We start from the raw sequence: 25,415 nt of genomic DNA, 5'->3' as shown, positions 1-25,415 counted from the left end.
TATTTAAAACGCCAGCGAAAGATTTCGCTGGCGTTTTTATTATTAGATTAGTGAAATTAGCTACAACTGCTACCTTTATAACTCACACATTTAACGTTGAGGTGTAACATGGCTGTTTCTGCAATCCCTAAAGGTTTCCATGCGGTAACCCCGTATTTGGTTATTGAAGGTGCCACTAAGGCGATAGAGTTCTACAAACACGCTTTTGATGCAGAGCTTGTAATGCAAATGCCCTTGCCTGATGGTGGAGTGGCGCATGCTGAAATAAAAATAGCCGACTCTCATATTATGCTTTCTGATAATTGCCCTGATGTGCAATTTAAGTCGCCGCAACAACTTGGCGGTACACCGGTGAGCATTATGCTGTATGTTGAAGATGTCGATGGTGTTTTTGCTAAAGCTTTGTCGCTTGGGGCAAAAGAGCTACGCCCAGTACATGACCAATTTTATGGCGATAGGTCAGGGACTCTAGAAGACCCTTTTGGTCATATCTGGACTATAGGCACACACAAAGAAGACCTCAGTGAGCAAGAGCTTATGCAGCGCATGAGCGAGCTTATGAGTAAAGAGCAAGATGCTTAAAAAGTTGTTTCAACCGACATTCCTATTTGCCATGAATCCACGTCTTGGTAACTGCCCAGAGGCGTACTAAAGTCGATATGTATCACATTGTCGTTACTTGAGCGCGATGAATATAGGCGAATACCAACGCCTGCACTGGTTAGCATTGAATCTGAAATATTTGCAGTTTCAGTGCTGCCAAATGCTTGGCCTACATCAACAAAGCCAACAAAGCCTACATCTACAAACTGATACAGATTGATATTAGGGTACATTCTTAGTTCAGCCGTTGCTTGTACGCTTGATGTACCATGTTGGTAACTTTCTGGGAAGCCACGCATGCCTTCTTCACCGCCAACGGCCAGTGGTTTATCAGCAAATTCATGGTTTTGCCAATGACCATTTAGATGCGCATAAAAAGCAAATGAGTTTGACCAGCGATAGTTAAATTGTGCTTTTGAATAAAGCGCTAAACGGTCATCAAGCTCAGTTCCCATATTGCCTTTCATTCCAGCGGCAAATCGATACAAGGCGTTATTGTTAAACCACGCTTTGGTAAGATTTGTATCAAATAAAAAGCCTTGGCCAAAATTTACGGTATCGATGGCAAACTTTGAATTTAGCTCCCAACCTAGGTTAACGTCTTCGTTGTGGTTTATTAGGTCAATATCGTGCAATACGGCATAATTGTCTTCTAGCCAATGTAATCCGACCCAAGGCGCTGCAATGGTGTAATCGTTAAGGCCTGCAAGCAAAGGCTCTGTTTCAAAAGGGCGGTAACTGACATCTTCGTAATCAATCCCAGCAAGCCAGTGAAAGGTTTGCTGACTGTCTTGCGATAAAATTCCGCCGTAAGCAAACTGGGCGATTAATTCATCAGTAAAAAACTCTGAACGAGTCATGCCATTTTGATAGATATAACTTTTTTGCTTTTGTGATTTAGCAAAGTAGCGCATTAGTGCGTCACTGCTGCGTTGATAAAAAGGCTGATGATAATCCACTAAAAACACTTGCCCGTCATCGTAATCATCAGCTTGTAAAGTGAGGGTTGCATGAGGCTGCCAAGGCACTGGCATTTGCAGCACTGAGTGGTAGCCTGAGCGTTCATGATCTGATTTATACTTTAAAGATGCGCGAATACCGTAGCCTAAAAAGTTTTCTTCTTTAAAACCTAAGCTGTATTTATTATTGCCACTACTACGGCCAAAATTAATGGTTGGCAATAAACTCCAGGTATCCCAGGTATCGATTTGCACCACGCGGGGTTCATCTTCAAGGCAATCTTTTGTATAGCTAACCTTGGCATCTCTTAAGTATTTTTTGCTGCGCAAAATGCGCTCCGCTTCTTGTAGCTGACGCTCACTGACTTGATCACCCTCTTTGAAGGTAATTTGCTCACTAACCACTTTGTTTTTGGTATCAATGTGCAGCCAGTTGATAAAGCGATGTAGGGCGGTTGTTTCAGGGTCATTAGGATCGAAAATCGTATGCGTATCAATGTTGAGTTTATCAACAGTGATGTCTTTGTCCTCGCTTAACTCTGCAGTAGGTTTGCTTTTTACTTCACAAACCACATCTAAGCTTAAAGGCTCGTTTGCATAAACAGTCCCTGTAGCAGTGCATGTTATTAATAAAACCGATGTTATTTTATTCATCATTATTATGCCTACTAAATACCAAGGAGATGCAGCGTGTTTGGCTTTATCAACCTTTAAATTCTTTACAGTTATCAGCATAAAATCGCTAACTTAAGAAAAACTTAACTAAAACTTAAACTTCATTGAAGGTTGTAAGTTTATGATTAATAAACGTTATGCTAACTAACTGTGGCGAAGTTAATCGATAAATAGCTGGCTTACGTATGATTTCTTAAGGTTTCTAATAGAGCAAATAATGAAAAAGCGTGTTTTATATTGGCTGCAAAATGACTTACGCCTAGTCGACAATGAAATTCTATCTGAGTTAGCTGATTTTGATGGCGAGCTTGATTTAGTGTTTGTGATTGAGCCGCGCTGGTTTAGGCAAACTAACTATCAATCAAAACCGTATGGCACGCATAGACACCGTTTTTTACGTGAAAGCCTAGCAGCATTTGCACAAGCTGTTGAGAAGCTTGGGCAAACACTTCATGTGCTAAGTGGTGAGCCTGAGCAAGTAATCAGTCAGCGATTACAAAAGTACGATATTGAAACTTTGGTTTGTACAGAGCAAGTTGGCGTTTATGAGCAAAAACAGCTCTATAAAATCAAAGTGTTATGCCCAGAAGTGACAGTGAAAACTTATCAACAAGATACCTTGTTTAAAGCAACGGACTTGCCTTTTCAGTTTGATGACCTACCTAAAAACTTTACTGCCTTTCGCAAAAAGGTAGAAGCTGAGCCAACCTTTATAGCGGCGCCACTGCAAGCGGTTAGCCACTTACCTCATCCTGTACAACTATGCCCTGATAACCCTATTGATGATGTTGCAACTCAACCTAACATTTTTAAAGGTGGTTTACTTGCAGCTCAGCAGCATTGTGATGCGTACTTTTCATCTAAAGCGCCAAGCAGTTATAAAGAAACACGCAATGAGTTAGACGGCTTTAGAAACAGTACTAAGTTCAGTGTTTGGCTCGCTGGGGGCACAATTAGCGCAAAACAGCTTTACCGAGAAGTTGAAGTGTATGAGTTAGAAAACGGTGCGAATGAGTCGAGCTATTGGATAAAGTTTGAATTACTGTGGCGCGAATATTTTAAGTGGCATGCGATGCATGCTGGCGCAACACTCTTCCAGTTTAAAGGGCAAAAGCATAGTGCGCCACTGACGACTTTTAACAGCCAGCGCTTTAATGCGTGGTGCCAAGGTCGCACGCCGTTTGCTTTGGTAAATGCAATAATGCATGAGCTTAATGCGACAGGCTATATATCTAACCGCTCTCGGCAAATTGCGGCAAGTTGTTTAGTTAATGAGCTTGAACTGGATTGGCGCTATGGCGCAGCGTATTTCGAACAGCAACTCATCGATTACGACGTGGCTGCGAACTGGGGTAATTGGCAATATATTGCGGGTGTCGGCGTTGACCCTAGAGGCGGTCGACATTTTCATATTAATAAGCAAACAGCGCTTTATGATCCCCTAGCGCGTTACATTCGAAAATGGCAAGGAGATCAAACCATCGTAAGCACAATCGATAGTGTTGATGAGGTGGATTGGCCAAGGATTTAATAGCCTGCGTTAGATCAATATTCTTCACAGATTTTTAGTGTTTTTTTATTTTGTTAACTAAAATAATGATTAAGGCTTGCTTTTATTGTTGGTGGGCTAGTTAACAAGGCTAATTATGGCATTTAGTGAAGGGTATGATGCGATTAAGTCGCATCTAGGTTTAGACATTGCTCAGCTAATTCTCGACAGTGGAGATGCGGGTATTTGGCTTTGGAATGTACAAACAGGCGAAACCATTTTCAATGATAAGTGGGCCGATATTATCGGTTACACACTGCAAGAATTATTGCCAGTTTCAATTGAAACTTGGCTCAGCTTTGCTCACCCTGACGACCTATCAAAATCGGAACAGCTATTAAACGCTCACTTTAAAGGTGACTCTAAGCGTTATATTTGCGAAGCGCGAATGAAGCACAAACAAGGGCATTGGGTTAAAGTGCTCGATAAGGGCCAAGTGCAAAGCTGGGATGAAAATGGCAATCCTGAATGGATGCTAGGCGTTCATATCGATATTACTGAACAGTGGTTAAAAGAGCGAGAAATTGAGTTTTTACATGCTAAATTGCAAAAGTTTACTGATAACTTACCGGGGTTTGTTTATCAGTATGTGGTGGAAAAAGATGGCACCGCATATTTTCCTTTTGCCAGCTCCAAAGTCTTCAACATTTATGGCTGCACGGCAGATGATATAAAAAACTCTGCAGATTTAATCATGCAAACGATTCACCCAGATGATTTAGAGCGAGTCGTTAAAAGCATTGAGAAATCGCGAGGCGAATTATGCGAGTGGCATGAGGTATATAGAGTTAATCATCCAACTAAAGGGGTGATTTGGGTTGAAGGAAAATCCTCACCTATTGCCCGTGCTAATGGCAGTGTTGAGTGGAATGGTTATTCAGAAGATGTCACTGAAGAAGTTAAAAGCAACGAAAAAATACAGCTGCTTACAGCCGTTTTCTCAACAACAAGCCGCGGTATATTAATAACCACCCCTGAGCCTAAAATTGTGGATGTTAACCCTGCTTTTGAGCAAATTACAGGCTTTTGTAAGGCAGAAGTGCTTGATAAAAACCCATCTATACTTTCAGCTAAGCAGCAACCCACAGAGTTCTTTGAGTTGATGTGGGAGTGTTTAATACACAATGGGCGCTGGCAAGGTGAAATATGGAACAAGCGCAAAACCGGTGAAGTTTTTCCTGAGTTGTTAACCATAGATGCCATGTATGACGAACATGGCCAAGTGAGTCATTACATTGGTGCATTTGATGATATTTCGCAGGCAGTAGAAAAGCGCCAACTGCTTGACGAATTAGTCAATCAAGACCCTCTTACTAAGCTGTTAAATCGGCGAGGTTTAGATATTCAGTTACATTCATTTTCTCATCATGCGGCGAATGAAGGTAACCAGTTTTCGTTGATTTATGTCGACCTTGATAACTTTAAACTGGTGAACGATACCTTTGGTCACGAGCAGGGCGATAATCTACTGCTTGAAATCAGTGAGCAGCTTTCACTTCAGCTGCGCGATAAAGACATATTAGCTCGTATTGGCGGCGATGAGTTTGTGATTGTGTTACCAACGTTAGCAAAACTTTCTGTTTGCCAAGACATTGCAGGGCGCTGCCAAAAAGCGGTTGAAGGCGTAGCAAAGCGCTACGCAACAAAAGTGCCTGTGAGTGCTAGTTTTGGAATCGCGCTTTACCCAGAAGATGGTAAAAATGCCAAAGAGTTACTCGCCACTGCTGACGAGCAAATGTATAAGATGAAGCTTAAACATAAAGCATCACCACTCGGTTGAAATTTCGACACTCGGCAGCTTATTCAAAAGCGGTAGTAAAGCACGCTCTTTACGTAAATCTTTGCGCTCGTTTTCTAAATCTCTTCGTTCTCGATAAAGCTCTTTTTGTTGGCCATTATCAAGTTGATTGCTGTTAAGCTCAGCGCGAATATCTTTTAGGCGGCGGTCAATATCGTCAATTCGGTCATCAATGTATATCAGCCTTTGCTGTACTTGATACCTGTCGTTGCCTTCTTGCCATGCTTTACGAAATGCTGTGCTATTACAGACGCCATTGTAAGATGCTCCCTGCATGCCAAGGGTAAAGCCATTTTCGGGCTCACAATACACCGCCAGACCTTGATCGTATCCCACTTTATATTCAGCAATATCGGCACTTACGCCATACTCGCTACATTGTGATAAGGCATCTATGCCATCACGATACTCAGTGCCATCTGCACCATGTTTATAACCAATACCATGCCAATTGGCTTGTAAACATTCATCTTTACTGACTGAGGTACAGCCTGCTAATACGATTAATGGCAGTAGAGGAAGTGTCCATTTTCTCATTAAAGTCTCAGCTTAAATTATTAATAACTAACTTGATTCTAGCCTGTAATATTATTTTTTAGAAAGTAGTTTTTGTATTTCATAACAATGCCCTCAAATGATTAAGTTTTATTGCGCCTAGGTATCCATTACCACTGACAGAACCGCTGAGCAATGCGAATGTTTGGCTGCGCATTTTTTAGGTGAGCTAACTGTAATAAGCATAACGCGGTAAAGTGACTGCGTTTGATCAATTGATGGCGGTCAAAGCGCATGATCTCGTACCACAGCTTAAACAGCTCGCCAAAACGCATTAGATTGTTATTGTTAAACTGCCACTGTGATTGGTAATTTACCTTGATAGGGCAAGGCATATGACCCGGATAGGCTTGCCATGGTGCAAGCATAGCTCGTGGGTAACTGGTTTTCAGCCAGCGCTGATAAAAGCGGTGCTTACGAACATATTCAACAGGGACAGCTAAAGGATATTGCAGCACTTTCCACGAATAAAACGGATGGAAGAACTCCATTTTAAACTCGCATACTTGCTCGTTCGGAATGCTCAAATGATGATGTTGATCATTGAGTAGTAAAAACAATTGGAATGCTTTTTCGAGTGGTAATTCAGCCAAGGGTTTAAAACTAAGTTTTAGGTTATCAATTAGTTTTTGTTGCAGCATAGACGCATTATGTACCACTGACTTTGGCAAATAAGCGTATTGCTGATCTAAATAAGCTTGAATGAGCTTATCAAGATTGTTTTCTTTTGCCGCCTCATAAATAGCGTCGCCATAAAATACGGCACCTAAACCAACACTGCCACCATTACCAGACCAACTAATTTGTGGTCTTGAAACTGTTTTATATTCATTGTGATGCGCTTTGCGCCAGTATTTACCAAGGCGCTGCTCAACAGAGAGCTTTTGCGTGTCGCGTACTTGCACAACCTCAAGTTTAAGGGCATTTTGCGAAGCATATTGTTTTGCGCAGTAGAGATCTTGGCTATCTGATTGCGAAAAATTAAACGACTTAAGCTCAACACCTTGGCGTAATAGCTCGCAGTTAATTAGCCGTGAATCAAGGCCGCCAGACAAGGTGCTCAGCACTTTTTTATCGGTGTGCATCGCTTTTGTTACAACACTGCGAAAGGCCTGAGTAACCCCTTCAATTGCGTCGGTCACCTCAAAGTTCTGTTTGGCAAGGGCGACCCAATCAAAGTAACGCTGTTTTACCACGCCATGACTGGCATCAAAACGTAATATTTCGCCTGGGTATGAGCATTTTATGTTTTTATATGGCGTGTGATCTAATAGCGGGTAACCAAGCACAGCAAGCTCTGTGAGTGCTTCGGCATCACTTTCAAGCTCAATACTGAGCTGTTTAAATAACCCCAAGTTGGTTGAAAACAGTAAGCCTTGCGCTGTTTTTAAGGTATAAAACGGCTTTAAACCAAGGGGATCGGTGGCGAGTACTAAGCTGCCTAATTGGCTATTAAACTGGCAAAAGCTAAATACCCCTTCACATTGCTGTAAGCAAGTGTTGAGGGAAGCTGTATTGGCCATGGTTTTTAAATCATCACTGCGCGAGCTGCTTAGTAAAGGGTGACCAATCAGCGTTGCAATTTGCGACTCAGTTTGCAACCAACTCGCTTGTTGGTAAGCATCAAAGTCATAGTGAAAAATAGCTCCATTATCACAATCAAAGCGCTGAACATCTGCTTTTTTGTAGCGATTAAATACATCAGCTAGTTGATTAATATAATGAAATTCTGTTTTGCCTAATTCATTGAATTGGATATAACCTGCGATAACAGCCATGTTAACCACCTTTTCGTTTGCTAACTTACATGTAAAGTTGCAAGCCATAGGCCAAAACGAATAAAGGCCTTAAACAAGGCCTTTGGTAACATTACAAAATTACAATCGCAGATCAGCGATTGTTAAGTTGTTGGTTGATTTCATCGAATATACTCGCATCATCAATGGTTGATGGAATTTGCAGCTCTTCACCATCGACCAATTGGCGTAAATTCTTTCTGAGTATTTTCCCTGAGCGGGTTTTTGGAAGGCGCTCAACATGCAAAATGTTTTTCAGGCAGGCAATGGCGCCAATTTGATTTCTTACCGAGTGAACTAACTGTTGCTCAACTTCTTTGCTATCGCCAAGATAATCGTCTTTGAGCACTATCATCGCCATGGGTAATTGCCCTTTGAGTGCATCGTTAACACCAAATACTGCGCATTCAGCAACAGCAGGGTGGGCTGCTACAATCTCTTCCATTTCACCGGTTGATAAGCGATGACCTGCAACGTTAATTACATCATCGGTACGACCCATAATAAATAGATACCCATCCTCATCAATATAGCCGCCATCACCAGAGAGATAATAATCAGGGTACTCACTTAAGTAGCCCGCCTGAAAGCGTTCATTGTTTTGCCAAATTGTTGGTAAGCAGCCAGGAGGTAAAGGCAGTTTAATAACCACTGCGCCGCTTTCGTTTGCGGCGCACTGCTCACCATTCATATCAAGAATTTGTACATCAAAGCCCGGTGTTGGCACAGTTGAACTTCCCGGTTTAGTGGCAAGTTGTTCAATACCAATTGGATTACACGCAATTGCCCAACCTGTTTCTGTTTGCCACCAGTGGTCGAGTACAGGCAAGCCAGTGTTGTCTTTCAACCACTCATACGTTGGCGGATCTAGGCGTTCGCCGGCCAAGAATAAACGTTTTAAACTTGAGGTATCGTATTGTTTAAAGCCCTCGGCGGTCGGGTCTTCTTTTTTAATTGCGCGAAATGCAGTTGGAGCACTGAATAAGGCGGTGACTTTATAATCTTCTACAACACGCCAAAATGCACTGGCATCAGGAGTTCTTATTGGTTTTCCTTCATAAAGTACGGTGGCACAGCGATAAATGAGCGGTGCATATACAATGTATGAGTGACCAACCACCCAGCCAATATCGGAAGCTGCCCAAAATACCTCGCCGGGCTTCATGCCATACACGGTTTCCATGCTGTAATGCATTGCAACTGCGTGACCACCGTTTTCTCGAACCACCCCCTTGGGTGTGCCTGTGGTACCTGATGTGTAAAGAATATAAAGCGGGTCGTCGCCTGCAACAGGCACTGCATCGACTGCACTTGCTGTATCAGAGGCTGATTGCCAATCGATGTCTCGGCCATCTTGCATCTCGGCAATGGCTTGTTCACGCTGAAATACAATACAGTGTTCAACAGCATGCTTGGCGTTTTCGAGTGCTTCATCAAGCAGTGGTTTATATTCGATCACATGATTAATTTCGACCCCGCAAGACGCAGTAAGCACAAGCTTAGGTTTTGCATCATCAATACGCACAGCGAGTTCGTGAGGTGCAAAACCACCAAATACAACGGAGTGAATGGCACCAAGGCGCGCACACGCCAGCATACCAATAACTGCTTGTGGGATCATTGGCATATAAATGACTACACGGTCACCTTTGCTTACGCCAAGGGATTGCATGAGCCCTGCAAATTTAGCAACTTGAGTTTGTAACTCGCCATAAGTGTATTGTTGTTTGGTATTGGTAACAGGGGAGTCGTAAATCAGTGCAGTTTGGTCGCCATAGCCAGCTTCGACGTGTTGGTCCAGGGCTAAGTAACAAGTGTTTAACTGACCATCGGCAAACCAATGGTAAAAATCATTATCGTCATATTGATAAGGGGCACTTGGCTCTTTAAACCAAGGAATTCGTTTACTTTGCTCAAGCCAAAACTGACCCGGATCGCGCTGGAACTGTTTGTATTGTTGTTGATATTCGCCCGCCATTGTGAGGCTCCTATACTTTTTAGTGAGAGACCCTAAAAAATGTAGGTGTTTTTTTGATTAAATAATATGCGACCTTGGTCGGCATTAATTGGGCTAAATGTCGTGAAATCGCCCTGTTTAGGGGCGATTTTAGGGAATCGTGGTGCTAATTAAACCTGTTGTTCACTAATAAGCGGTAAGCAAATGAAGATCTTAACGCCACCTAGCTCACTGTGCTCAGCTTTTATAGTGCCTTTGTGTGTTTCTATCAGGCTTTTACAAATCGCAAGTCCAAGGCCTGAGCCGCCTGTTTGACGGCTGCGCGACTTATCAACGCGGTATAAACGTTCGAATATTTCAACTAACTGATTATTGGTAACGCCGGGTGGGGTATCTTCAATACTAAAAGTAATACTCTGCTCTGAGGCCGTTGCTATAAATTTAATTTTGCCGGGTTTATCAGTATAAAAAGTACTGTTTGATAAAAGGTTCGTCAGTACTTGCTTAATTTTATCTATATCCCATGTCACTTTGATATCTGCAGCAAGGTGAATGTTACTAGTAAATTCAAAACCTTTGTTTTCTACAAAAGCAGTAAAGTCTTGCTGCCAAACGGATAATACGTCAGCAAGTAAATAGGGTTTTAAGTTCAGATATAGGCTATCGGAGTCAGCTTGTGCTAGTTGATGGATATCACGGATCAGTACATTGATATCGGTAAGTTTTCGATTAATGGCATCGTAAGAGGCATCTACGTCTTTGGCGATATTGTATTGCAATGCTTCAACTTGCAATTGTAGTGCTGTGAGTGGCGTGCGAATTTCATGAGACACATCGGCTAGTAAGCGGTTCTTTTTATCAACGACTTCTTGGAGTAGCTGTGCTCGTTCACTGGCAAGCTTACGCTTTTTAAATGAGCGGTAACCAAAGCCAGATATCAGCAAAATCACGCAGCTTAAGCCCAGTAACCACGCTTTGAATTGCCATTCACTTTCGCTTAGTTGAGCCGCTTGAATTTGCTTTTCAGCACTCAATTGGTTGATTTCTTGCTGATTTCGCATAAAAGCTACTTGGCTTTGCATCGCGGCCACGGTTAAGTCGTGCTGATTTTTACCTGTATTATCCTCAAGGGTTTGATAGCGGTTTTGCGATTCAAATGCTTGTTTATACAGTTGTAAAGCAAGGTAAGAGTCAGTGAGTAACTTATTTAAGCTAATTTGATCTTCAACATCTTGCAGCTCATCAGCCTGTTTTAAAGCCTGCTCTGCGGTTTTAATTGCTTCAGCGTGATCATCAAGGGCTTGATAAATACGTGTTTGGGTGATCCCTAAAGATACCAAGTGTGAGCGAAAATTATAGTCAGTAGCGATTGCCAAAGCGCGGTTGATATAGGCTTGCGCTTCACTTATGTTATTTTGTTTTAAAGCAATTAACGCCATTAAATCGTACGAGCGACATAGCCCTGTGTTTGAAGATGATTGCTGATAATAGCTAATCGACTTTTCTGCGTAATCTGTGGCTGTAGCAAGTTCGCCTTGTTTTAGTGCAGCGTAGCCGACCTTCATGGCACTGTTACCGATGTCGACTTTTGAGCCAATTTCTAAATCCAACACGTGAGACATTTTAAAGTGCTTTAACGATTGAGCACTGTCGCCCATACGGCGGTAAACTTCGCCAATTTCGTAAAGCGAATCGGCTATGCCTTTTTTGTCATCAAGCTTTTGATGCAAAGAAAATGATTGAGTTAAACTTGCAAGCGCCGCATTGTGATCGCCAATAATGGCTTCGATTATTCCTAAGTTTAGTAATGCCGATGCATACGATTTTTCATCATCAAACTCATGTAAGATATTAACAGATTTTTGTGCCTCATTAAGGGCGGCTATGTATTTATCTTGCCAGCGTAAAATGGCTGCTAATCGCTCATAAGACTGGGCAATCAGCACAGAATCTTTTATCTGTTTTGCAATAGCTAATGCATCTCGGTAGTGCTGCTCTGCTGTTAGAAAGTTACTTTTTCTACCTTGTGCGTAGCCCTGAATAAGCATCGCTCGTACTGTGATTGCCTGATTACTTTGCTTTTGTCCGTACTCCAGTAGCTGCTCTGCATAGCTCAGTGCTTGATCATAATCACCACTGCTGACATTCATAAATGCCAGCGATTCAAGCGCTTCTTGCATGATGTTAGGCTCATTGACGAGAGTTGAGTCGTTAGTTAACTGATCAAAAATTTCAGTGGCTTGGTTTGGGTTACTATTGCGTAGTGACTGGGCTTCGTTTAGCTTTTCTAACGCTTGTTCAGGGGTAATAGCATAGGCGCTTAGCGATAGACAGCTCAAGGCACAAGCTAAGGCTAAGCTTTTGTAAAATAATGGAGTATTTTTCATTTTTTATTTAGGTAAAGGCAACTGCCATTTTTGTAAAATTGCTTGGTATTGACCACTTTGCTTCAAAGCTTCAATGGCGTTACTTAATTGCGCTGCGAGTTGTTTATCTAAATTAAGATTCGCAGCTAAATAAAGACCTGAAGGAAAGTCATCTAAGTGTAGGCTTTTATGAATGTCACTTGGATCAACCCCAGATAATGCCAGTTCGTTTTGCAAAGTCAGGGTGTTGGTCAGCACAAAGTCTATGCGCTCTTTTTCAAGCAATTGCCAAAGTTGATGGTAATGACTGACTAGCACCAAATTTTTATCTTCATTAAATCCGGCATGCTTCAAGTAATGCTCACTTGAATAGCCTCGAATAGTCGCGACACGGTACTGCTGAGCTTGCTTTAAACTAAATATTTTGTGGCTTTTGCTCGCAAGGTCAACGAGGTAAGCGTCCGAAAAATAGGTTTGTGCTAACCACTGAAAGCGGTTTTCGCGAGCTGGGTTTTTTAGTAGCGAAATCATTAACATGTTTGGATTGTTTTCGAGCTCATGAAAAGCCCGCGCCATAGGCATAATTGCGAATTCGCTAGGGATGTTTGCGTGTGCTAAGGCGGCTTTTACTACTTCAACAAGTGCACCATCGGCTTCGCCTTGCTGATTTTTAAAATGGTAAGGAGGTAGATCTTCAGCGATAAAGGTCAGTGTTTTCGCAGCCGTTGCACAACTGATGAAACAAAGCAGAGTAGCAATCAGTAATGAGCGAAACAGCATAAAGATCCTTTATCCTTAAACAAGTAATTAACATACTAAAGAATCTTAATGAAAAGGTATAGGTTTTTAATTGCCAAGTCAGATTTAGTTGCTTTTTTTACTGCGGGGTGCCCCTAGCAAGATACCGATATGGCAAACACACACAGATAGAAAAGCACTCAAGCCCAATGCACCGCCATAGCCATGCAAGCGCGGCACAAGGTATTCAAACAACAAAGCAAACAATATTGAAGCAATGGCTAATGTAAAAATGCCAAAGCGTTTTGGTGCGCTCATGCCAATGAAAGTCCCCCCAAAAAACGCCACGCTGTAAAGTTCTACATCAACAGGGAATAGGCTTAAAATTGCAAATGCAATAATGCTGGTGGCGGCTGAGGCGCGAATGCCATCAAAGCGGTTATGATGCGCTAAAAAGTAAGTAGAGTAGGCACCAAGTAAAGCGGTAATTGTAATAAACAAATCCATTAAAAGACCCCTTTTGCAAGCATGTAAAGCGCCACACTGGCAAAAGCAACGCTACCAAGACGACCACCAAAACCTGCAAATAGGTTCATAGTTAATACGTAAAGGCTGGCACCAATTAAAGAGATAAAACTCAGCTCCCAGTAGCTGTTGATTAAACTCGATGAGCACATACCAGCAAAACTACCAGCGTAAATGGCTGCATAAGGATGGTTACCAAAACGAGCAGGAAAAGGAATAAATGTGCCAACTAAACCGGTAAATGCAGCAGATAACACAAGGGCAACATTGGCTTGGTCATGAAGTAAAAAGCAGGAAAAACAGCCAACAGAAAAGGCCAAAAACTTGACCATAAAAAATGTAATATGTGCCATTAATTGACGATACACCTCGCTTAAGTAGGTAAACGAGGTGCATTATCTCATTGATGCGTTTAGTCCTGCAACTGCGCTTTGGCGGGTATTGCTGCTACTTTGGTATGGTGGCCATACAAAGCAACAATTAAAAAGCAAACAAGTGGTACAACAAACGAAACCGCAGTGTTAAAAGCATCTATAGTTGCAGCTTGGATCAGAGGTAAAAATGCGCCCCCTAAAATTGCCATTACTAAACCTGCCGCACCAACTTTTGCATCTTCGCCGAGGCCTTCAAGTGCTGTGCCGTAAATGGTTGGAAACATCAAAGATAGACAGCTTGAAATAGCTACAAGTGCGACTACGCCCACTAAATTAACTTGGGTGGTAACAATAAAACAAAGCACGGCTGCAACTAAAGCCATAAAGCGCAGTAATTTAGCGCCGCTAATAAAGCGCATTAGCCAAGTCATGATGAAGCGAGAAACTAAAAACACCAGCATAGAATATTGTAATACCTGACCGCCGGTAACTTCTGTAGTGTTAAGAGCTTCCATGGTGTAGCCAATGGTGTAGGTCCATACACAAGTTTGTGCGCCAACATTAAAAAACTGTGCAAGCACACCAAATCGGTAGTGCTTATTTTGATACAAATGTTGAAAGGTCTTTTTAAGTTTACGCGGTTGCGCTGCGGCTTTTGTTACTGTGGCAGGAGAGCGGCTAAAAAAGATACATAGCCATAGTAAGATTAAACAACAGGCCATACCCACATACGGCACCATCACAGCGTCAAGCTCTGCACTCACAACGGTTTTTAATTGCGCTTCACTCATCAGAGCACGGCTTGCGCTATCAGCTTGATTTAAGTTCGGTAAGATCAACGTCGCCGCTAAAAACACACCAATATTAGTACCAACGGGGTTGAAAGCTTGCGCGAGGTTAAGTCTACGGGTTGCTGTGTGCTCGCATCCTAACTGCATGACATAGGGATTTGCAGAAGTCTCTAAAATAGACAAGCCACCAGCAAGAATAAACAAGGCCAATAAAAAGTGGCTATAGAGCATGGTTTGGCTAGCAGGGTAAAACAATAAAGCACCACAGGCGGCCATGGCTAAACCCACTAACAGCCCCGTTTTATAATTAAACCGTCTATTGATCATGGCTGCCGGTAAAGCTAAGCAAAAATAAGCACCGTAATAACTAAACTGCACCAGTGCTGATTGCAACGCACTCATCGAAAATGTTTTGCTAAAAACTTTCACTAATGGGTCTGTCATATTGGCCGCAGTACCCCAAGCAGCAAAGCAAATTGTAAGCAGAATAAAAGGCCAAAGCATTTGGCGCGATACAATAGCAGGCTGTGTTTGCATAGTTCACCAGATTAATGTGTTCATATTGTTGTGGCCGACAGTATTCACGACTATAAATAATAAATCAACATAGTTGATTTATTATTTTGACTGGTAGATAGTACGCCAAAAAGGTCTAATAGGCCGCGTATTAAGCTGGTATCAAGAAGGATGTTATGAAGAGTAGTTTATCGCGAGCACCAAGAAGCAAGAACGAGCGCGCAATTCTAAGCTTAATTAGGCAACAGCAAAGCATGCCTAAAGCACAAATAGCGAAAGCGTTAGCCTTGTCTGCTCAGGCTGCAACAGTGAACATCAACAAGCTCGAAGAAGATAAGCTATTGCTTCGTGATGCACCTATAAAAGGACGAGTAGGGCAACCAAGCGTGCCGTTTAGGCTCAATCCAGATGGCGCGTTTAGCTTTGGTTTGAAAATCGGGCGACGACGCTTCGACCTGATACTCGTTGACTTACAAAGCACGCAAAGAGCATCGGTATCTGTTGAGGTGAATGAAGCATCGGTTGATGAGCTTAAATCATTCTTAGAAATACATATCCCACAACTAATCAGTCAATTAGAACCTGAACTGCGCTCACATGTGTGTGGGCTAGGGGTCGCTATGCCGTTTGATATTTGGCAATGGCAAGCCGCTTCAGACACTGCAACAAATACCCTTAGTCAATGGCAAAATTTCGACTTAAAAGGTTACTTAGAAAGTCAGTTTAATTTACCGGTTTATATTAGTAACGATAATAACGCTGCCTGCTGTGCAGAGCTAAGCCTTGGTAACCCTAATAACTACAGCGATTTTTTGTATGTTTATTTGGGGGCTTTTTTAGGTGGGGCCGTGGTGATTAACCACCAACTTCTCGAAGGTAAAAGTGGTAATGCCGGTGCTATAGGCTCAATGCTAAACGCTGAACGCGAACAGTTACTTAGTCAATGTTCACTACTCTCATTACAAAGCGAGTTTGATAAGCAGCAACTTGGTATATCTGTGTATGAGCTTACCGACAGTCAGTTTTCAGATCATAAACGGCTAGTTCAGCCTTGGCTTGAAAAATCTGCTGAGGCTATCAGTATTGCCATGCATAACTGTTTGAGTTTATTAGATATGCAAGCTGTGATTATTGATTCGCCGTTACCGAGTAAAGCGCTTGAACAGCTCAAGCAGTTATCAATTGCAGCATTTGCACGGTTAGATAGTCGTGGACTACGTAGTTGTGAAGTTGGTTTAGGCGTGTGCGGGGAAAAAGCGCAGTCGATAGGTTCTGCTCAACTTGCGCTTAGTCATCATTATTTTTAAGCAGGAGTGAGCACCTCACTCCTGCTTAATTCATTACTTCTGATATTGTTTGAACCACGCAAGGGTGTATTCAATTTTCGAAATCATACGTGAAGGACGACCCGCAATACCATGTGGTGAGCCCGGTACACGAATAAGCACGGTATCTACCTTTTGCAGTTTTAATGCTTGATAGAACTGTTCTGATTCTGAAATCGGCGTGCGGCGGTCTTCTTCACCTGTCATGATCAATGATGGTGTGGTTACGTTACCCACTAATGAAAGCGGTGAACGTTTCCAGTAGTGCTCAACATTGTCCCATGGCATGCCAGGGAACTGGTTACGAATTTGACCAATATAGCTGTCGGCTGAAAGCGTTTTACTTAACCAGTTGATCACAGGCTTGGTAATTGCCGCAGCGTTAAAGCGGTTTGTTAAACCAACCGCATAAGCCGTTGCAATACCACCTGCTGAACCACCAGCAATAAATAAGTTATCTTTGTCGATAAAGCCTTTAGCAATCATGGCATCAACTGCAGAGTTGTGATCGGCAAAGTCTTCTTCAGAGCTGTATTTACCATCTAGCAGTAGTGCAAAGTCTTTACCGTAACTTGTTGAACCACGGTAATTCACATACACAACAACGTAACCTTCAGCGGCATAACGTTGTAATTCAGCAGTAAAGCTTGGGCCATAGGCAAGATGTGGGCCGCCGTGAATTTCAACCATTAATGGGTATTGTTTGTTTTCATCAAAATCAGGTGGCGTAATGTACCAACCTTGAATGGCTTGGCCGTCGAACTGCGATTTAACATTCAGCTCGTGCACTTTACCAAGCTTTTTATGGCCTAATACATCTTCGTTTAATGAAGTTAGTGTTTTACTTTTACCTCTGTAGATGTAGCCTAAATCAGCTGGGCGGTATTCGCTGCCTGTGGTGTACGCAATAGCGCCATTATTGGCCATGCTGAAACTACCACTAATATACGGACGACCAATTGAAGTGCCCGATACCGTATCAGTTAAGTCAGTGACCTTACCGCGGCTGTTGACTTTAGCGAGCTTACGCTTACCAAAATCATCGTACTGAATAACGAAGTCGCCATCGCCTGACCATTTATAATCAGCCACTGAGCGGTCTAATTTTTCAGTAATATGCTTGATTGATTTATCATCTAAATCGAGCATAGATAGTGTTGAGTTAATGTAAGGCACAGGGGCATTGTCGCGCGCAACAAAGGCAAGTTCATCACCGTCTTGTGCGTAACGTGGGTTACTTTCACGGCCAGGTAAATCAGTTAGTTGCGTAAGCTCGCCTGATTTTACATTGATTTCATATAGGTCTGACTCAGTTGTGCGATATTCCCACTCATCATTGCGATCAGCAGAAAAAGCTAGTTTTGTGTTACTTGGGTCCCAAGCAAGAGGGCCATAGTGCTGATAATCACCCGATGTTAATTGGCGTGGTGTGCCACCCGAAACAGGAATAACAAAAACGTGACGATATGAAGGCTCTAAAAAGCCTGCGCCATCAGCTTGATAGCGTGCTTTTTCAAACACTCTCACTGGTTTTGACCACTCAGCGCCTTTTGGCTTTTTAGGCAATTTTACTGATTTAGCGAACGCAGATTTACCTTCAGGAATGCTCATGGTGAAAGCAATTTGTTCAGAGTCATTCGACCAAGTTAAGTTACGTACTGATTTTGGTAGTTGCGTTAATAATGCTTGTTTGTCTTGCGCTAACCAATAAACGTGAAGCTGATTTGAGCCACTTGAGTTGCTGGTAAAGGCAATTTTCTTGCTATCTGGAGACCAAGTAGGTTGGCTATAGTTATGTTCATCAGAAAACAGTGGCGTGTGTTGACCAGACTTTATATCGTACAGCCAAAAGCTACGCTTATTACCATCTTTCATGATGTCGTAGCCGCTGCGAACATAAACGATTTTTTTACCGTCTGGGCTTATTTGTGGGTCGCCTGCGTATTCAAGTTGAAAAATATCTTCAGAGACAAATTTGTCGTTAGCATATACTTGAGCTGTTGTTGCTGCGCACAGCAAACTTGCTCCAATAAGGATTGTTTTTTTTAATTGCATGGAATGGTCTTTTTTTAGCCGTAAAATTTTATCCTAAAAGCAGACCATTCGCTGCGCAAGCACATTGAGACCAAAATGCCGTAACGAGAGTTAAACAGACTCAGACTCGATTTGTACTTGCTAGTACCTGATTTTAAAGGCTTAGGCAAACTTAAAATAGTCATCCCAACGCGCATCTAAGCGCTGTTTTGCCTTATCTAAATCAACCGCCGAATAAAGTTCATTTTGCTGATTAACTAGATCAAGCTTTACGAGTTTGTCTAAAGCATCATCAATTTCAAAGTCGAGCTGGCAATTATGTTGTTCGTTAAACCATTGCTCAATTTGACTATCTAATTGCTCTGCAGTCATCGCTGATTCGCTTTTTAGTAAAAAGGTGTAGGCAAGCAGCGCCTCTTTAACATCTTCTTCTTCAGCTGCATCAACGAGAGTATGAAAAACACCTGCATTGTTATCGAGGTTTTTAAAATACAAGTTGTCGGCCAGTGCTTTCATAAAGCGAATTTTACGGTTTTTAAACTTGCTCCATTCTTTAAAAATAAAGCTGCCAAATACCCCCATGCCGATTGCAAAGGTAATAAAGTGTTGCTGACTCATATGTACTTCTTCACTGCGCCAACCACCCCAAAAGGCAATCAGAGCAATCAGTAGTAAAATTGACGCGCCTAATTTTGTTACCAACACCACAGCACCGCCAATCAATGCTGATGAACCAATAATCAGTTTATCTATTGGGCGCATTTTTACTTCGCTATTCGGAAACAGCATTTCTAAATCGGCTTTTGGCACATTCTGGAATAATTTGACAATGGTTGAATTTGGTTCAAAGCCCACTGGCATTTTGCCTTTTTCTAAAAAGTACTGCTCGTCTTTAAAGCGGATGAATATGGCAACGCGATCATAGTTAGTAAATTGAATCTGTTTTTTCTTAAGCCCCCAAAAACTGCGCAGCGTCTCAGTTTTTTGCGATTCGCCGCGGCGGTAAAAAACTACTTCTGCAAAGTCATCAAACTCAACGGCTAAACGCACTTTAAATAAAGACTCTTCATTCAGTGCATCTTGCAAGTCTTGATTGGTAATGGTTTCAAAATTGGCAGCATTGAGTACGGTGGCAAAGTCTTTTGCAAAGGCAGATTGGTAGCTGGCACGTTGCTCGTCGGTAATCGGTATTAGAGTGCGGGTGTCGCTATTTGGGTCAAATGGCGCATAGTTGTTTTTTAATGACTCCAGCAGCTCGTGATATTGGTAATGAGTCACGCTTTGCAAAAGTGTAGCAAACTCCATAAACGAACCTGATTGCGATTCACCTAAATAGGCTTGGCAAAGGTTGATGATGTCGTGTTTTCGAAAAGGAATAAATCGTGCGTCGCTCATTGATTCTTGCTGTGTCATTTAAATTGTCAGCGATGATAAAAAAATAACAGCAGAATTGCGACCGTTAGTGGCAAATAGCATGAACTTAGACTTTTTCACTGACTAAAACGGCTTATTTTTAGACTTTTTACTCCAGTAAAAACGCTGGTTTTTGCCCTTTTAAGCGGCTTTATCATGCACTTTTAAATTTGCTTTGCTAATGTTTAGTTCATTGCAGTACGTTGTCGTGATTAGTTATGAATAAGCAAGCATCCCCTCCTGAAGTAAAGGCTGAGTTAAACTCAGTACCACTCATAATAAAGCGGTTATTTATTAGTTCTTTTATTGTCTTTTTGTTGCTGATAGTGATCACTTATCTGTATTACTTTAATCGGCTCGAAAACGATATCTACTTAAATGGCGTGCTAAGTGATGCCATTAACTTACTTATTTTGATTTGTATTTTCGCGTTTGTGCAAACCTCGGTGGTTGCAAAGCGCAGCTACTTATTTTTAAGTGTGGGTATCTTCCTTTGGAGCGTTGGGCTTACTTTTGATTTTTTAGACGAGCTGGTATTTCAACCAATCTGGGTTGGCATTTATATTGAAGATATTACTCGCACTTTAGGGATGCTAGTAACTGGGTTTGGTCTTTACCTTGCCCTTACAGACTTAGCTAAAACCCGTGAACAGCTTGAAGAAGAACTAAAAACCGATGTATTAACAAAGGCGTATAACCGTCGTTATTTTTATCATTATGTGCAGCAAAACCAAGATAAGCCACATAGCCTAGTGATAGCTGATATTGATCATTTTAAAGCGATTAATGATGAATATGGCCATGATGTTGGTGATCAGGTATTGATAGATTTTGTTTATCAGTGTCATCAAGCATTAGATGAAGACATTCTATTTGCACGAATCGGTGGTGAGGAGTTTGCACTTTATGTAGCCACCGACGACGCTGATGAGTTACGTGCTACCTGTGAGCAACTGCTCAGCCTTGCTAATAATGTGATGGTGACGCCTAGTAAAACGCTCAGCGTGAGTGTTGGTTCGGCTATAAAACGTGCCACAGAGACATTTAGCAACACCATGAAACGTGCCGACCAAGCGCTCTATTTGGCAAAGAATCAAGGCCGTAGCCGTTATATTCATAAACCGTAAGGGACGGTTAAGGCTTTTTGTTGTAACCTATATCGCAACAAAACTCCAAGGGATGAATAATGGCAATTGCTAAAAAGTTAAAGCAAAAAACACGGCAGTTTATCGACTCTAAACATATGCTCAAATCAATCACGGTGGCATCATTTTTAGAGTCAACTATAGTGCCTATTCCTCTTGAAGCTGTGCTTGTTCCGTTAATGCAAGCCCGCCGAGAAAAGCTTTGGTTAATCGCATTAATGGCGACCATTGGGTGTATTATTGGTGCTATTTTTGGTTATGCCCTCGGCTACTATCTATTTGATGTAGTGGGGGACTGGGTGATTAATACCTTTTCAAACCCTGAGCAGTTCGAGCAAGTTAAGCAAAAAATGCAGGCACAAGGCTTTTGGTTTGTATTGACGCTCGGTATTGTGCCCATCCCATTTCAAATTGCCATGCTGGCCGCTGGAGCAACTAAGTATTCAATTTTTCTATTTTTACTGGCAACGGTTATTGCTCGCTCAATCCGCTACTTTGCCCTTGCTGCCGTTGTTTATTACGCGGGTAATCAGGCAGAGCGAGTTATTCAAAAGCACAAAACCAAAGCTTTAGTCGCTATTTCTGTGTTAGTACTGTTACTTTGGTGGCTCAGTACACTCATTTAACAAATAAAAAATACTGATTATGGTTATCCTGTCTATACTTTGAATTAAGGAAAGCGCTTAATAAAAACAACAGGATGACCCATGAATACCCTAGTGGCTGCACTGCCTATTTTGGTGCTGATCTGGATGATGGTAAAACGCAGCCCCATCGCTTCTTATATTGCCTTACCCATAACAGCGCTACTCGCTGCTTTACTGCAACTGTTTTACTTCCAAGCTGATTTAAGGCTGTTGCTTGCTAATTCGTTTGCTGGTGTGTTGTCTGTTATGACGCCCATTTCGATTATTGCAGGGGCTATTTTACTTAACCGCATGTTGGCAATATCTGGGGCCGAAACTACGATAAAACATTGGCTTGAATCAATTAGCAGTAATCAAGTTGCACAGTTGATGATCATTGGTTGGGCATTTGCATTTATGCTCGAAGGCGCATCGGGCTTTGGCACGCCTGCGGCCATCGCGGCGCCTATTTTGGTCGGGCTTGGTTTCTCGCCTTTTAAAGTGATTATTTTCACTCTTATTTTAAACTCGATCCCCGTATCTTTTGGTGCAGTTGGCACACCAACATGGTTTGGCTTTTCGGCGCTAAACTTAGATGATGGGCAAGTGTTGGCTATCTCAAGGTGGACGGCGCTTTGTCATGTTATTGCTGCTTTGGTTATTCCTATGATTGCGCTGTGTCTTGTTTTACCACTAAAAAAGGTGCGTCAAAATAGCGTATTCATTTATTTGAGTGTGTTTTCATGTGTCTTACCTTATTGGTTGTTTGCCCAGTGGAACTATGAATTTCCATCGTTGATAGGTGGTGCAGTGGGTCTATTAGTCACTATCTATTTAGCAAGTAGGGGAGTGGGGTTAGATAAGTCAGCTGTAAATGCACAAAGCTCGAAAGGCAAAGCTGAGCTTACACCCAAAGCGCTATTTTTAGCTTTATTACCGTTATTACTTTTGATTGTTGTGCTGGTGATAACCCGTATTCATCAGTTGGGCATTAAAGCATTGCTTAACGACGAAACGCTCTGGGTGAGTATTCATTTGGGCTTTGCACAATTTGAATTAAGCAAAGCACTGATCTTATCTTTACATGAGATATTCGGCACTTCAGTGGGGTGGTCGTATAAAACCTTGTTTGTACCAGCGTTGATCCCGTTTGTATTAGTGGTGTTGATCTGTGTGCCGTTACTTAAAATGAGTAAGACACAAGTAAAGCAAATGTGCTCCGACACCATAGGCCGTATTGTTATGCCATGTATCGCTTTAATCGGGGCGCTGGTGATGGTGAATGTTTTAATGCAAGGCGGCCATAATGCGCCCATATTTTATATGGCGAGTACCTTTGCTGATTTAAGCGGTGAGCACTGGGTGTTATTTGCCTCCTACTTGGGAGCTCTCGGGACTTTCTTTTCAGGTTCGGCAACCGTGTCTAATCTTACCTTTGGCGGTATTCAATATGGTATTGCACAGCAAGTGGGCCTATCAGAAACCTTAGTGCTTGCGTTGCAATCAACGGGGGCTGCGATGGGGAATATGATCTGCATTAGCAATATTATTGCTGTAGCCAGTATTGTTGGAGTGAATAATCAAGAAGGGCCAGTTCTTAAGAAAACCTTTTTGCCTATGCTAATTTACGGTGCAATTGTAGGATGTTTTAGTTATTTATTTTACTGATTAAACATGTTCAGATAAAAAAGGTGCCCAGATAAACCGAGCACCCTTACGGAGTAATTTATTGAATAGCTTTTTTTACTTCGCGCCAGTCAATAATCTTAAAGTTTTGCGGTGCCTGTGGCATACGATTGTAACCATCTTGCACAATTAGCACCCCTTCAGGGTAGCCCGGTAACGCAGCCGGTGTTACCGTTAGGCCATCAGTTTCTGATACGCCATCTATTGCTAACTCTAGGTTATTGCTGATTGCAAATTTACCCGCAAACTCTAGGCTAGGGGTATTGCCATCAATAATTTTATAAAGCACATAGCTGTAATCACCTTGGCTAGAAACCACTAAATAGCGGGCATCTTTTGCGTGGTAGATTTCCATGCCTTCTACATCATCAACCAACATATCGTTCACAGTTTGCAGCATTACAGGTTTATTTCCTGCTGTTGGCTCAGCGCCAATAAACCAAATACCTTCGTCTTCTTCACCTAAAAATAGCTGTGCGGTTTTATCATCTGCACTGCACCCTTCAGGTTGGCTTGGAACACTAAATTCGCGTACTAGTTGTGCTGATACGCTCTCATTATTACCAGTTAGTTTGTATTGCTGAAATAGGCCTGATTTGTCATTCATAAACACATAGTTGCCAGTGTTTGATGAGTACATACACATACCGTAAATTTCGTTTAAAGTCGTTGGCAGCTCAGCAAGATGTTGCACCTGATTGTGAGTATCGACGCTGTAAACACTGATACTGTTATGAGTACGATTACTTGCGGTGATCCACGTATTGCTTGCGTTGTTGATACTTGCATGTTGGCGCACATCAACATTATTTAAACGGCCTGTTTCTAGCGCTTGTAGCTCTTTGCCTGCAAGGTCATACACCATTAAACCACGGCGTTTATCGGTACCTAAGATCAGGCTTTTTGCTGCATTTTTAGAATTTACCCAAATAGCAGGGTCATCGGCGGCATCACCAAAAGCACGTACTGCATCGGTTTGCGCTTGCGCATTGATGTAAGTAACAGCGGCTGTTTTAGCGCTATTATGTTGTTTAGCCTGCCCATCTATTTGACCTTTTACATAATGACCTGATTCGTCATCGTATAACACGATATCAGCTTGCTTATTGTTAAAGCGCACTGCGGCAGATTCAATCGCCAGTTCACCAGCAAATTGCCAGCTGCTAAAACGTTTAGTACTCTTTTCGTAGCGATGTAATTGGTTATCTTCAGAGGTGGTGAACCATAAGCTACCATCATCTGTTGTGGTTAAACCGCCAACTTCAGGCGCTAAGCTGCCAAATGGCGACATCAAAGCCACGGGCTTTTTATCGGCGCGCGATTCAGCATCTGCGTTAATTTGCCAAATGCCTAGCTCGCCTTCACTTAAATAAAGAGTTTTACTGTTATCATCAACCGCACAGCCTGATGTTTCACTTACACCGGCAAACTCACGTAATTCAAGGTTTAACGCGCGCTTATTTTCCATGTCAAACACCAGTGTTTCGCGGATAAGACCACGAGCGTCTGCCACAAATGCCGAAACTGCCTGAGTTGTCGGGTTAGCAAATAAGCACACCGCTTCAGGCTTTGCTTTTGGTGGGCTAATACGGCTAATTTCAGTTAACTGCCATTTAGCTGCTTTTTGTAAGCTAAAAATCACTGCTTGGTCAGCTTCGTTGTCGATACTAGCAACAAGGTAGCTGTTTTTGCTGATTGCCTTAACAGACAGCGCTTCGAAGTTACCTTTTTGTAATGCATGTTGTTTACCTGTGGCATCAATAAGTTGTAGGCCTTGGCTTTGTGAGCTTAATAGCCAAGCGTCATCAGCAAGGGCCGCCGCTTGTGAGCCTTGCATATTTTCTGTTGTGCCAAATGCTGTTAATTGGTTTTTACTTGGTGCCTCGGTTACCGTTGTTTGGCTACACGCTGCTAGGGTGCTTAGTATCACTGCACTGGCAACAAGATTAAGTGGTTTTTTAAAATTCATGGGATCCCCAAATAT

19 protein-coding genes are annotated in these 25,415 nt (G+C 42.2%); 7 read left to right on the top strand and 12 right to left on the bottom strand.

Features of this window, described 5'->3' with window-relative positions; all coding sequences use genetic code 11:
* Positions 1-108: 108 nt before the first annotated feature.
* The gene (locus AN213_RS09315; RefSeq protein WP_054560690.1) at positions 109-582 is read left to right on the top strand and encodes a VOC family protein; all 474 of its coding nucleotides are present in this window, start codon (positions 109-111) and stop codon (positions 580-582) included.
* On the opposite strand, the gene AN213_RS09310 is transcribed toward AN213_RS09315, so the two are convergent.
* A complete protein-coding gene (locus AN213_RS09310) occupies positions 579-2,219 on the bottom strand; it encodes a hypothetical protein (protein WP_095209726.1) in 1,641 nt (546 codons plus the stop codon). The genes AN213_RS09315 and AN213_RS09310 overlap by 4 nt on opposite strands.
* A gap of 235 nt (positions 2,220-2,454) precedes the next feature.
* On the opposite strand from AN213_RS09310, the gene AN213_RS09305 reads away from it, so the two are divergent.
* Both AN213_RS09305 and AN213_RS09300 read left to right on the top strand, forming a co-directional pair.
* The gene (locus AN213_RS09305; protein WP_054560689.1) at positions 2,455-3,768 is read left to right on the top strand and encodes a DASH family cryptochrome; all 1,314 of its coding nucleotides are present in this window, start codon (positions 2,455-2,457) and stop codon (positions 3,766-3,768) included.
* Between the two features lie 115 nt (positions 3,769-3,883).
* Positions 3,884-5,566, top strand: a complete 1,683-nt coding sequence (locus tag AN213_RS09300) for a sensor domain-containing diguanylate cyclase (RefSeq protein WP_054560688.1) — start codon at positions 3,884-3,886, stop codon at positions 5,564-5,566.
* Here AN213_RS09300 and AN213_RS09295 read toward each other — a convergent pair.
* The 8 genes from AN213_RS09295 to fucP form a co-directional block, all read right to left on the bottom strand.
* On the bottom strand, positions 5,552-6,121 hold the full coding sequence (locus tag AN213_RS09295; RefSeq protein ID WP_054560687.1) for a DUF2799 domain-containing protein: 570 nt from the start codon (positions 6,119-6,121) through the stop codon (positions 5,552-5,554). The genes AN213_RS09300 and AN213_RS09295 overlap by 15 nt on opposite strands.
* Positions 6,122-6,249: 128 nt before the next feature.
* Entirely contained in the window at positions 6,250-7,917 is a 1,668-nt protein-coding gene (locus AN213_RS09290) for an asparagine synthase-related protein (RefSeq protein WP_054560686.1), read from the bottom strand.
* A 112-nt stretch (positions 7,918-8,029) separates the two neighbouring features.
* On the bottom strand, positions 8,030-9,913 hold the full coding sequence (locus AN213_RS09285) for a propionyl-CoA synthetase (protein ID WP_054560685.1): 1,884 nt from the start codon (positions 9,911-9,913) through the stop codon (positions 8,030-8,032).
* Positions 9,914-10,062: 149 nt separating this feature from the next.
* Positions 10,063-12,231 (bottom strand): tetratricopeptide repeat protein, encoded by a 2,169-nt coding sequence (locus tag AN213_RS09280; RefSeq protein ID WP_160316758.1) that lies wholly within the window; start codon positions 12,229-12,231, stop codon positions 10,063-10,065.
* Between the two features lie 51 nt (positions 12,232-12,282).
* Positions 12,283-13,038 carry an ABC transporter substrate-binding protein gene (locus tag AN213_RS09275; RefSeq protein WP_054560683.1) on the bottom strand — a complete coding sequence of 252 codons (756 nt, stop codon included), beginning with the start codon at positions 13,036-13,038 and terminating at the stop codon, positions 12,283-12,285.
* An 84-nt stretch (positions 13,039-13,122) separates the two neighbouring features.
* Entirely contained in the window at positions 13,123-13,503 is a 381-nt protein-coding gene (locus AN213_RS09270; protein WP_054560682.1) for a hypothetical protein, read from the bottom strand.
* Positions 13,503-13,853: a hypothetical protein gene (locus AN213_RS09265; protein ID WP_054561182.1), complete on the bottom strand. Its 351-nt coding sequence runs from the start codon at positions 13,851-13,853 to the stop codon at positions 13,503-13,505. Before AN213_RS09265 ends, AN213_RS09270 begins: the two co-directional genes overlap by 1 nt.
* An 80-nt stretch (positions 13,854-13,933) precedes the next feature.
* On the bottom strand, positions 13,934-15,223 hold the full coding sequence (gene fucP, locus AN213_RS09260) for an L-fucose:H+ symporter permease (RefSeq protein ID WP_054560681.1): 1,290 nt from the start codon (positions 15,221-15,223) through the stop codon (positions 13,934-13,936).
* A 155-nt stretch (positions 15,224-15,378) separates the two neighbouring features.
* Here fucP and AN213_RS09255 point away from each other — a divergent pair, with 155 nt between their 5' ends.
* Complete coding sequence (locus AN213_RS09255) at positions 15,379-16,509, top strand: ROK family transcriptional regulator (RefSeq protein WP_054560680.1); 1,131 nt, start codon at positions 15,379-15,381, stop codon at positions 16,507-16,509.
* Positions 16,510-16,542: 33 nt separating this feature from the next.
* Here the strand turns inward: AN213_RS09255 and AN213_RS09250 are convergent, their stop codons facing one another.
* The gene (locus AN213_RS09250) at positions 16,543-18,582 is read right to left on the bottom strand and encodes a S9 family peptidase (protein ID WP_054560679.1); all 2,040 of its coding nucleotides are present in this window, start codon (positions 18,580-18,582) and stop codon (positions 16,543-16,545) included.
* A gap of 141 nt (positions 18,583-18,723) precedes the next feature.
* Positions 18,724-19,956 carry a TMEM143 family protein gene (locus tag AN213_RS09245; RefSeq protein WP_054560678.1) on the bottom strand — a complete coding sequence of 411 codons (1,233 nt, stop codon included), beginning with the start codon at positions 19,954-19,956 and terminating at the stop codon, positions 18,724-18,726.
* A gap of 236 nt (positions 19,957-20,192) precedes the next feature.
* Between AN213_RS09245 and AN213_RS09240 the strand changes: the two genes are divergently transcribed.
* The 3 genes from AN213_RS09240 to AN213_RS09230 all read left to right on the top strand — a co-directional run bounded on the left by AN213_RS09240 (position 20,193) and on the right by AN213_RS09230 (position 23,413).
* The gene (locus AN213_RS09240; RefSeq protein WP_054560677.1) at positions 20,193-21,101 is read left to right on the top strand and encodes a GGDEF domain-containing protein; all 909 of its coding nucleotides are present in this window, start codon (positions 20,193-20,195) and stop codon (positions 21,099-21,101) included.
* A gap of 59 nt (positions 21,102-21,160) precedes the next feature.
* Positions 21,161-21,745, top strand: a complete 585-nt coding sequence (locus AN213_RS09235) for a YqaA family protein (protein WP_055021262.1) — start codon at positions 21,161-21,163, stop codon at positions 21,743-21,745.
* 81 nt (positions 21,746-21,826) lie between these two features.
* Positions 21,827-23,413, top strand: a complete 1,587-nt coding sequence (locus tag AN213_RS09230) for an L-lactate permease (RefSeq protein ID WP_054560675.1) — start codon at positions 21,827-21,829, stop codon at positions 23,411-23,413.
* 58 nt (positions 23,414-23,471) lie between these two features.
* Here the strand turns inward: AN213_RS09230 and AN213_RS09225 are convergent, their stop codons facing one another.
* Positions 23,472-25,400, bottom strand: coding sequence for a phytase (locus AN213_RS09225; RefSeq protein ID WP_054560674.1), 1,929 nt, complete (start codon positions 25,398-25,400; stop codon positions 23,472-23,474).
* Positions 25,401-25,415: the final 15 nt, after the last annotated feature.

It is taken from the genome of Pseudoalteromonas sp. P1-8, assembly GCF_001399985.1.
GTDB lineage: Bacteria > Pseudomonadota > Gammaproteobacteria > Enterobacterales > Alteromonadaceae > Pseudoalteromonas.
This window is presented reverse-complemented; position numbering and strand designations above follow the sequence as displayed.

What these genes read in the sequence shown, in the direction of transcription:
- AN213_RS09285 (WP_054560685.1), bottom strand. Translation starts at nt 9,913, where the DNA reads ATGGCGGGCGAATATCAACAACAATACAAACAGTTCCAGCGCGATCCG.
- AN213_RS09240 (WP_054560677.1), top strand. Translation starts at nt 20,193, where the DNA reads ATGAATAAGCAAGCATCCCCTCCTGAAGTAAAGGCTGAGTTAAACTCA.
- AN213_RS09230 (WP_054560675.1), top strand. Translation starts at nt 21,827, where the DNA reads ATGAATACCCTAGTGGCTGCACTGCCTATTTTGGTGCTGATCTGGATG.
- AN213_RS09300 (WP_054560688.1), top strand. Translation starts at nt 3,884, where the DNA reads ATGGCATTTAGTGAAGGGTATGATGCGATTAAGTCGCATCTAGGTTTA.
- AN213_RS09305 (WP_054560689.1), top strand. Translation starts at nt 2,455, where the DNA reads ATGAAAAAGCGTGTTTTATATTGGCTGCAAAATGACTTACGCCTAGTC.
- AN213_RS09255 (WP_054560680.1), top strand. Translation starts at nt 15,379, where the DNA reads ATGAAGAGTAGTTTATCGCGAGCACCAAGAAGCAAGAACGAGCGCGCA.
- AN213_RS09250 (WP_054560679.1), bottom strand. Translation starts at nt 18,582, where the DNA reads ATGCAATTAAAAAAAACAATCCTTATTGGAGCAAGTTTGCTGTGCGCA.
- fucP (WP_054560681.1), bottom strand. Translation starts at nt 15,223, where the DNA reads ATGCAAACACAGCCTGCTATTGTATCGCGCCAAATGCTTTGGCCTTTT.
- AN213_RS09275 (WP_054560683.1), bottom strand. Translation starts at nt 13,038, where the DNA reads ATGCTGTTTCGCTCATTACTGATTGCTACTCTGCTTTGTTTCATCAGT.
- AN213_RS09270 (WP_054560682.1), bottom strand. Translation starts at nt 13,503, where the DNA reads ATGGATTTGTTTATTACAATTACCGCTTTACTTGGTGCCTACTCTACT.
- AN213_RS09265 (WP_054561182.1), bottom strand. Translation starts at nt 13,853, where the DNA reads ATGGTCAAGTTTTTGGCCTTTTCTGTTGGCTGTTTTTCCTGCTTTTTA.
- AN213_RS09225 (WP_054560674.1), bottom strand. Translation starts at nt 25,400, where the DNA reads ATGAATTTTAAAAAACCACTTAATCTTGTTGCCAGTGCAGTGATACTA.
- AN213_RS09245 (WP_054560678.1), bottom strand. Translation starts at nt 19,956, where the DNA reads ATGAGCGACGCACGATTTATTCCTTTTCGAAAACACGACATCATCAAC.
- AN213_RS09235 (WP_055021262.1), top strand. Translation starts at nt 21,161, where the DNA reads ATGGCAATTGCTAAAAAGTTAAAGCAAAAAACACGGCAGTTTATCGAC.
- AN213_RS09290 (WP_054560686.1), bottom strand. Translation starts at nt 7,917, where the DNA reads ATGGCTGTTATCGCAGGTTATATCCAATTCAATGAATTAGGCAAAACA.
- AN213_RS09310 (WP_095209726.1), bottom strand. Translation starts at nt 2,219, where the DNA reads ATGATGAATAAAATAACATCGGTTTTATTAATAACATGCACTGCTACA.
- AN213_RS09295 (WP_054560687.1), bottom strand. Translation starts at nt 6,121, where the DNA reads ATGAGAAAATGGACACTTCCTCTACTGCCATTAATCGTATTAGCAGGC.
- AN213_RS09315 (WP_054560690.1), top strand. Translation starts at nt 109, where the DNA reads ATGGCTGTTTCTGCAATCCCTAAAGGTTTCCATGCGGTAACCCCGTAT.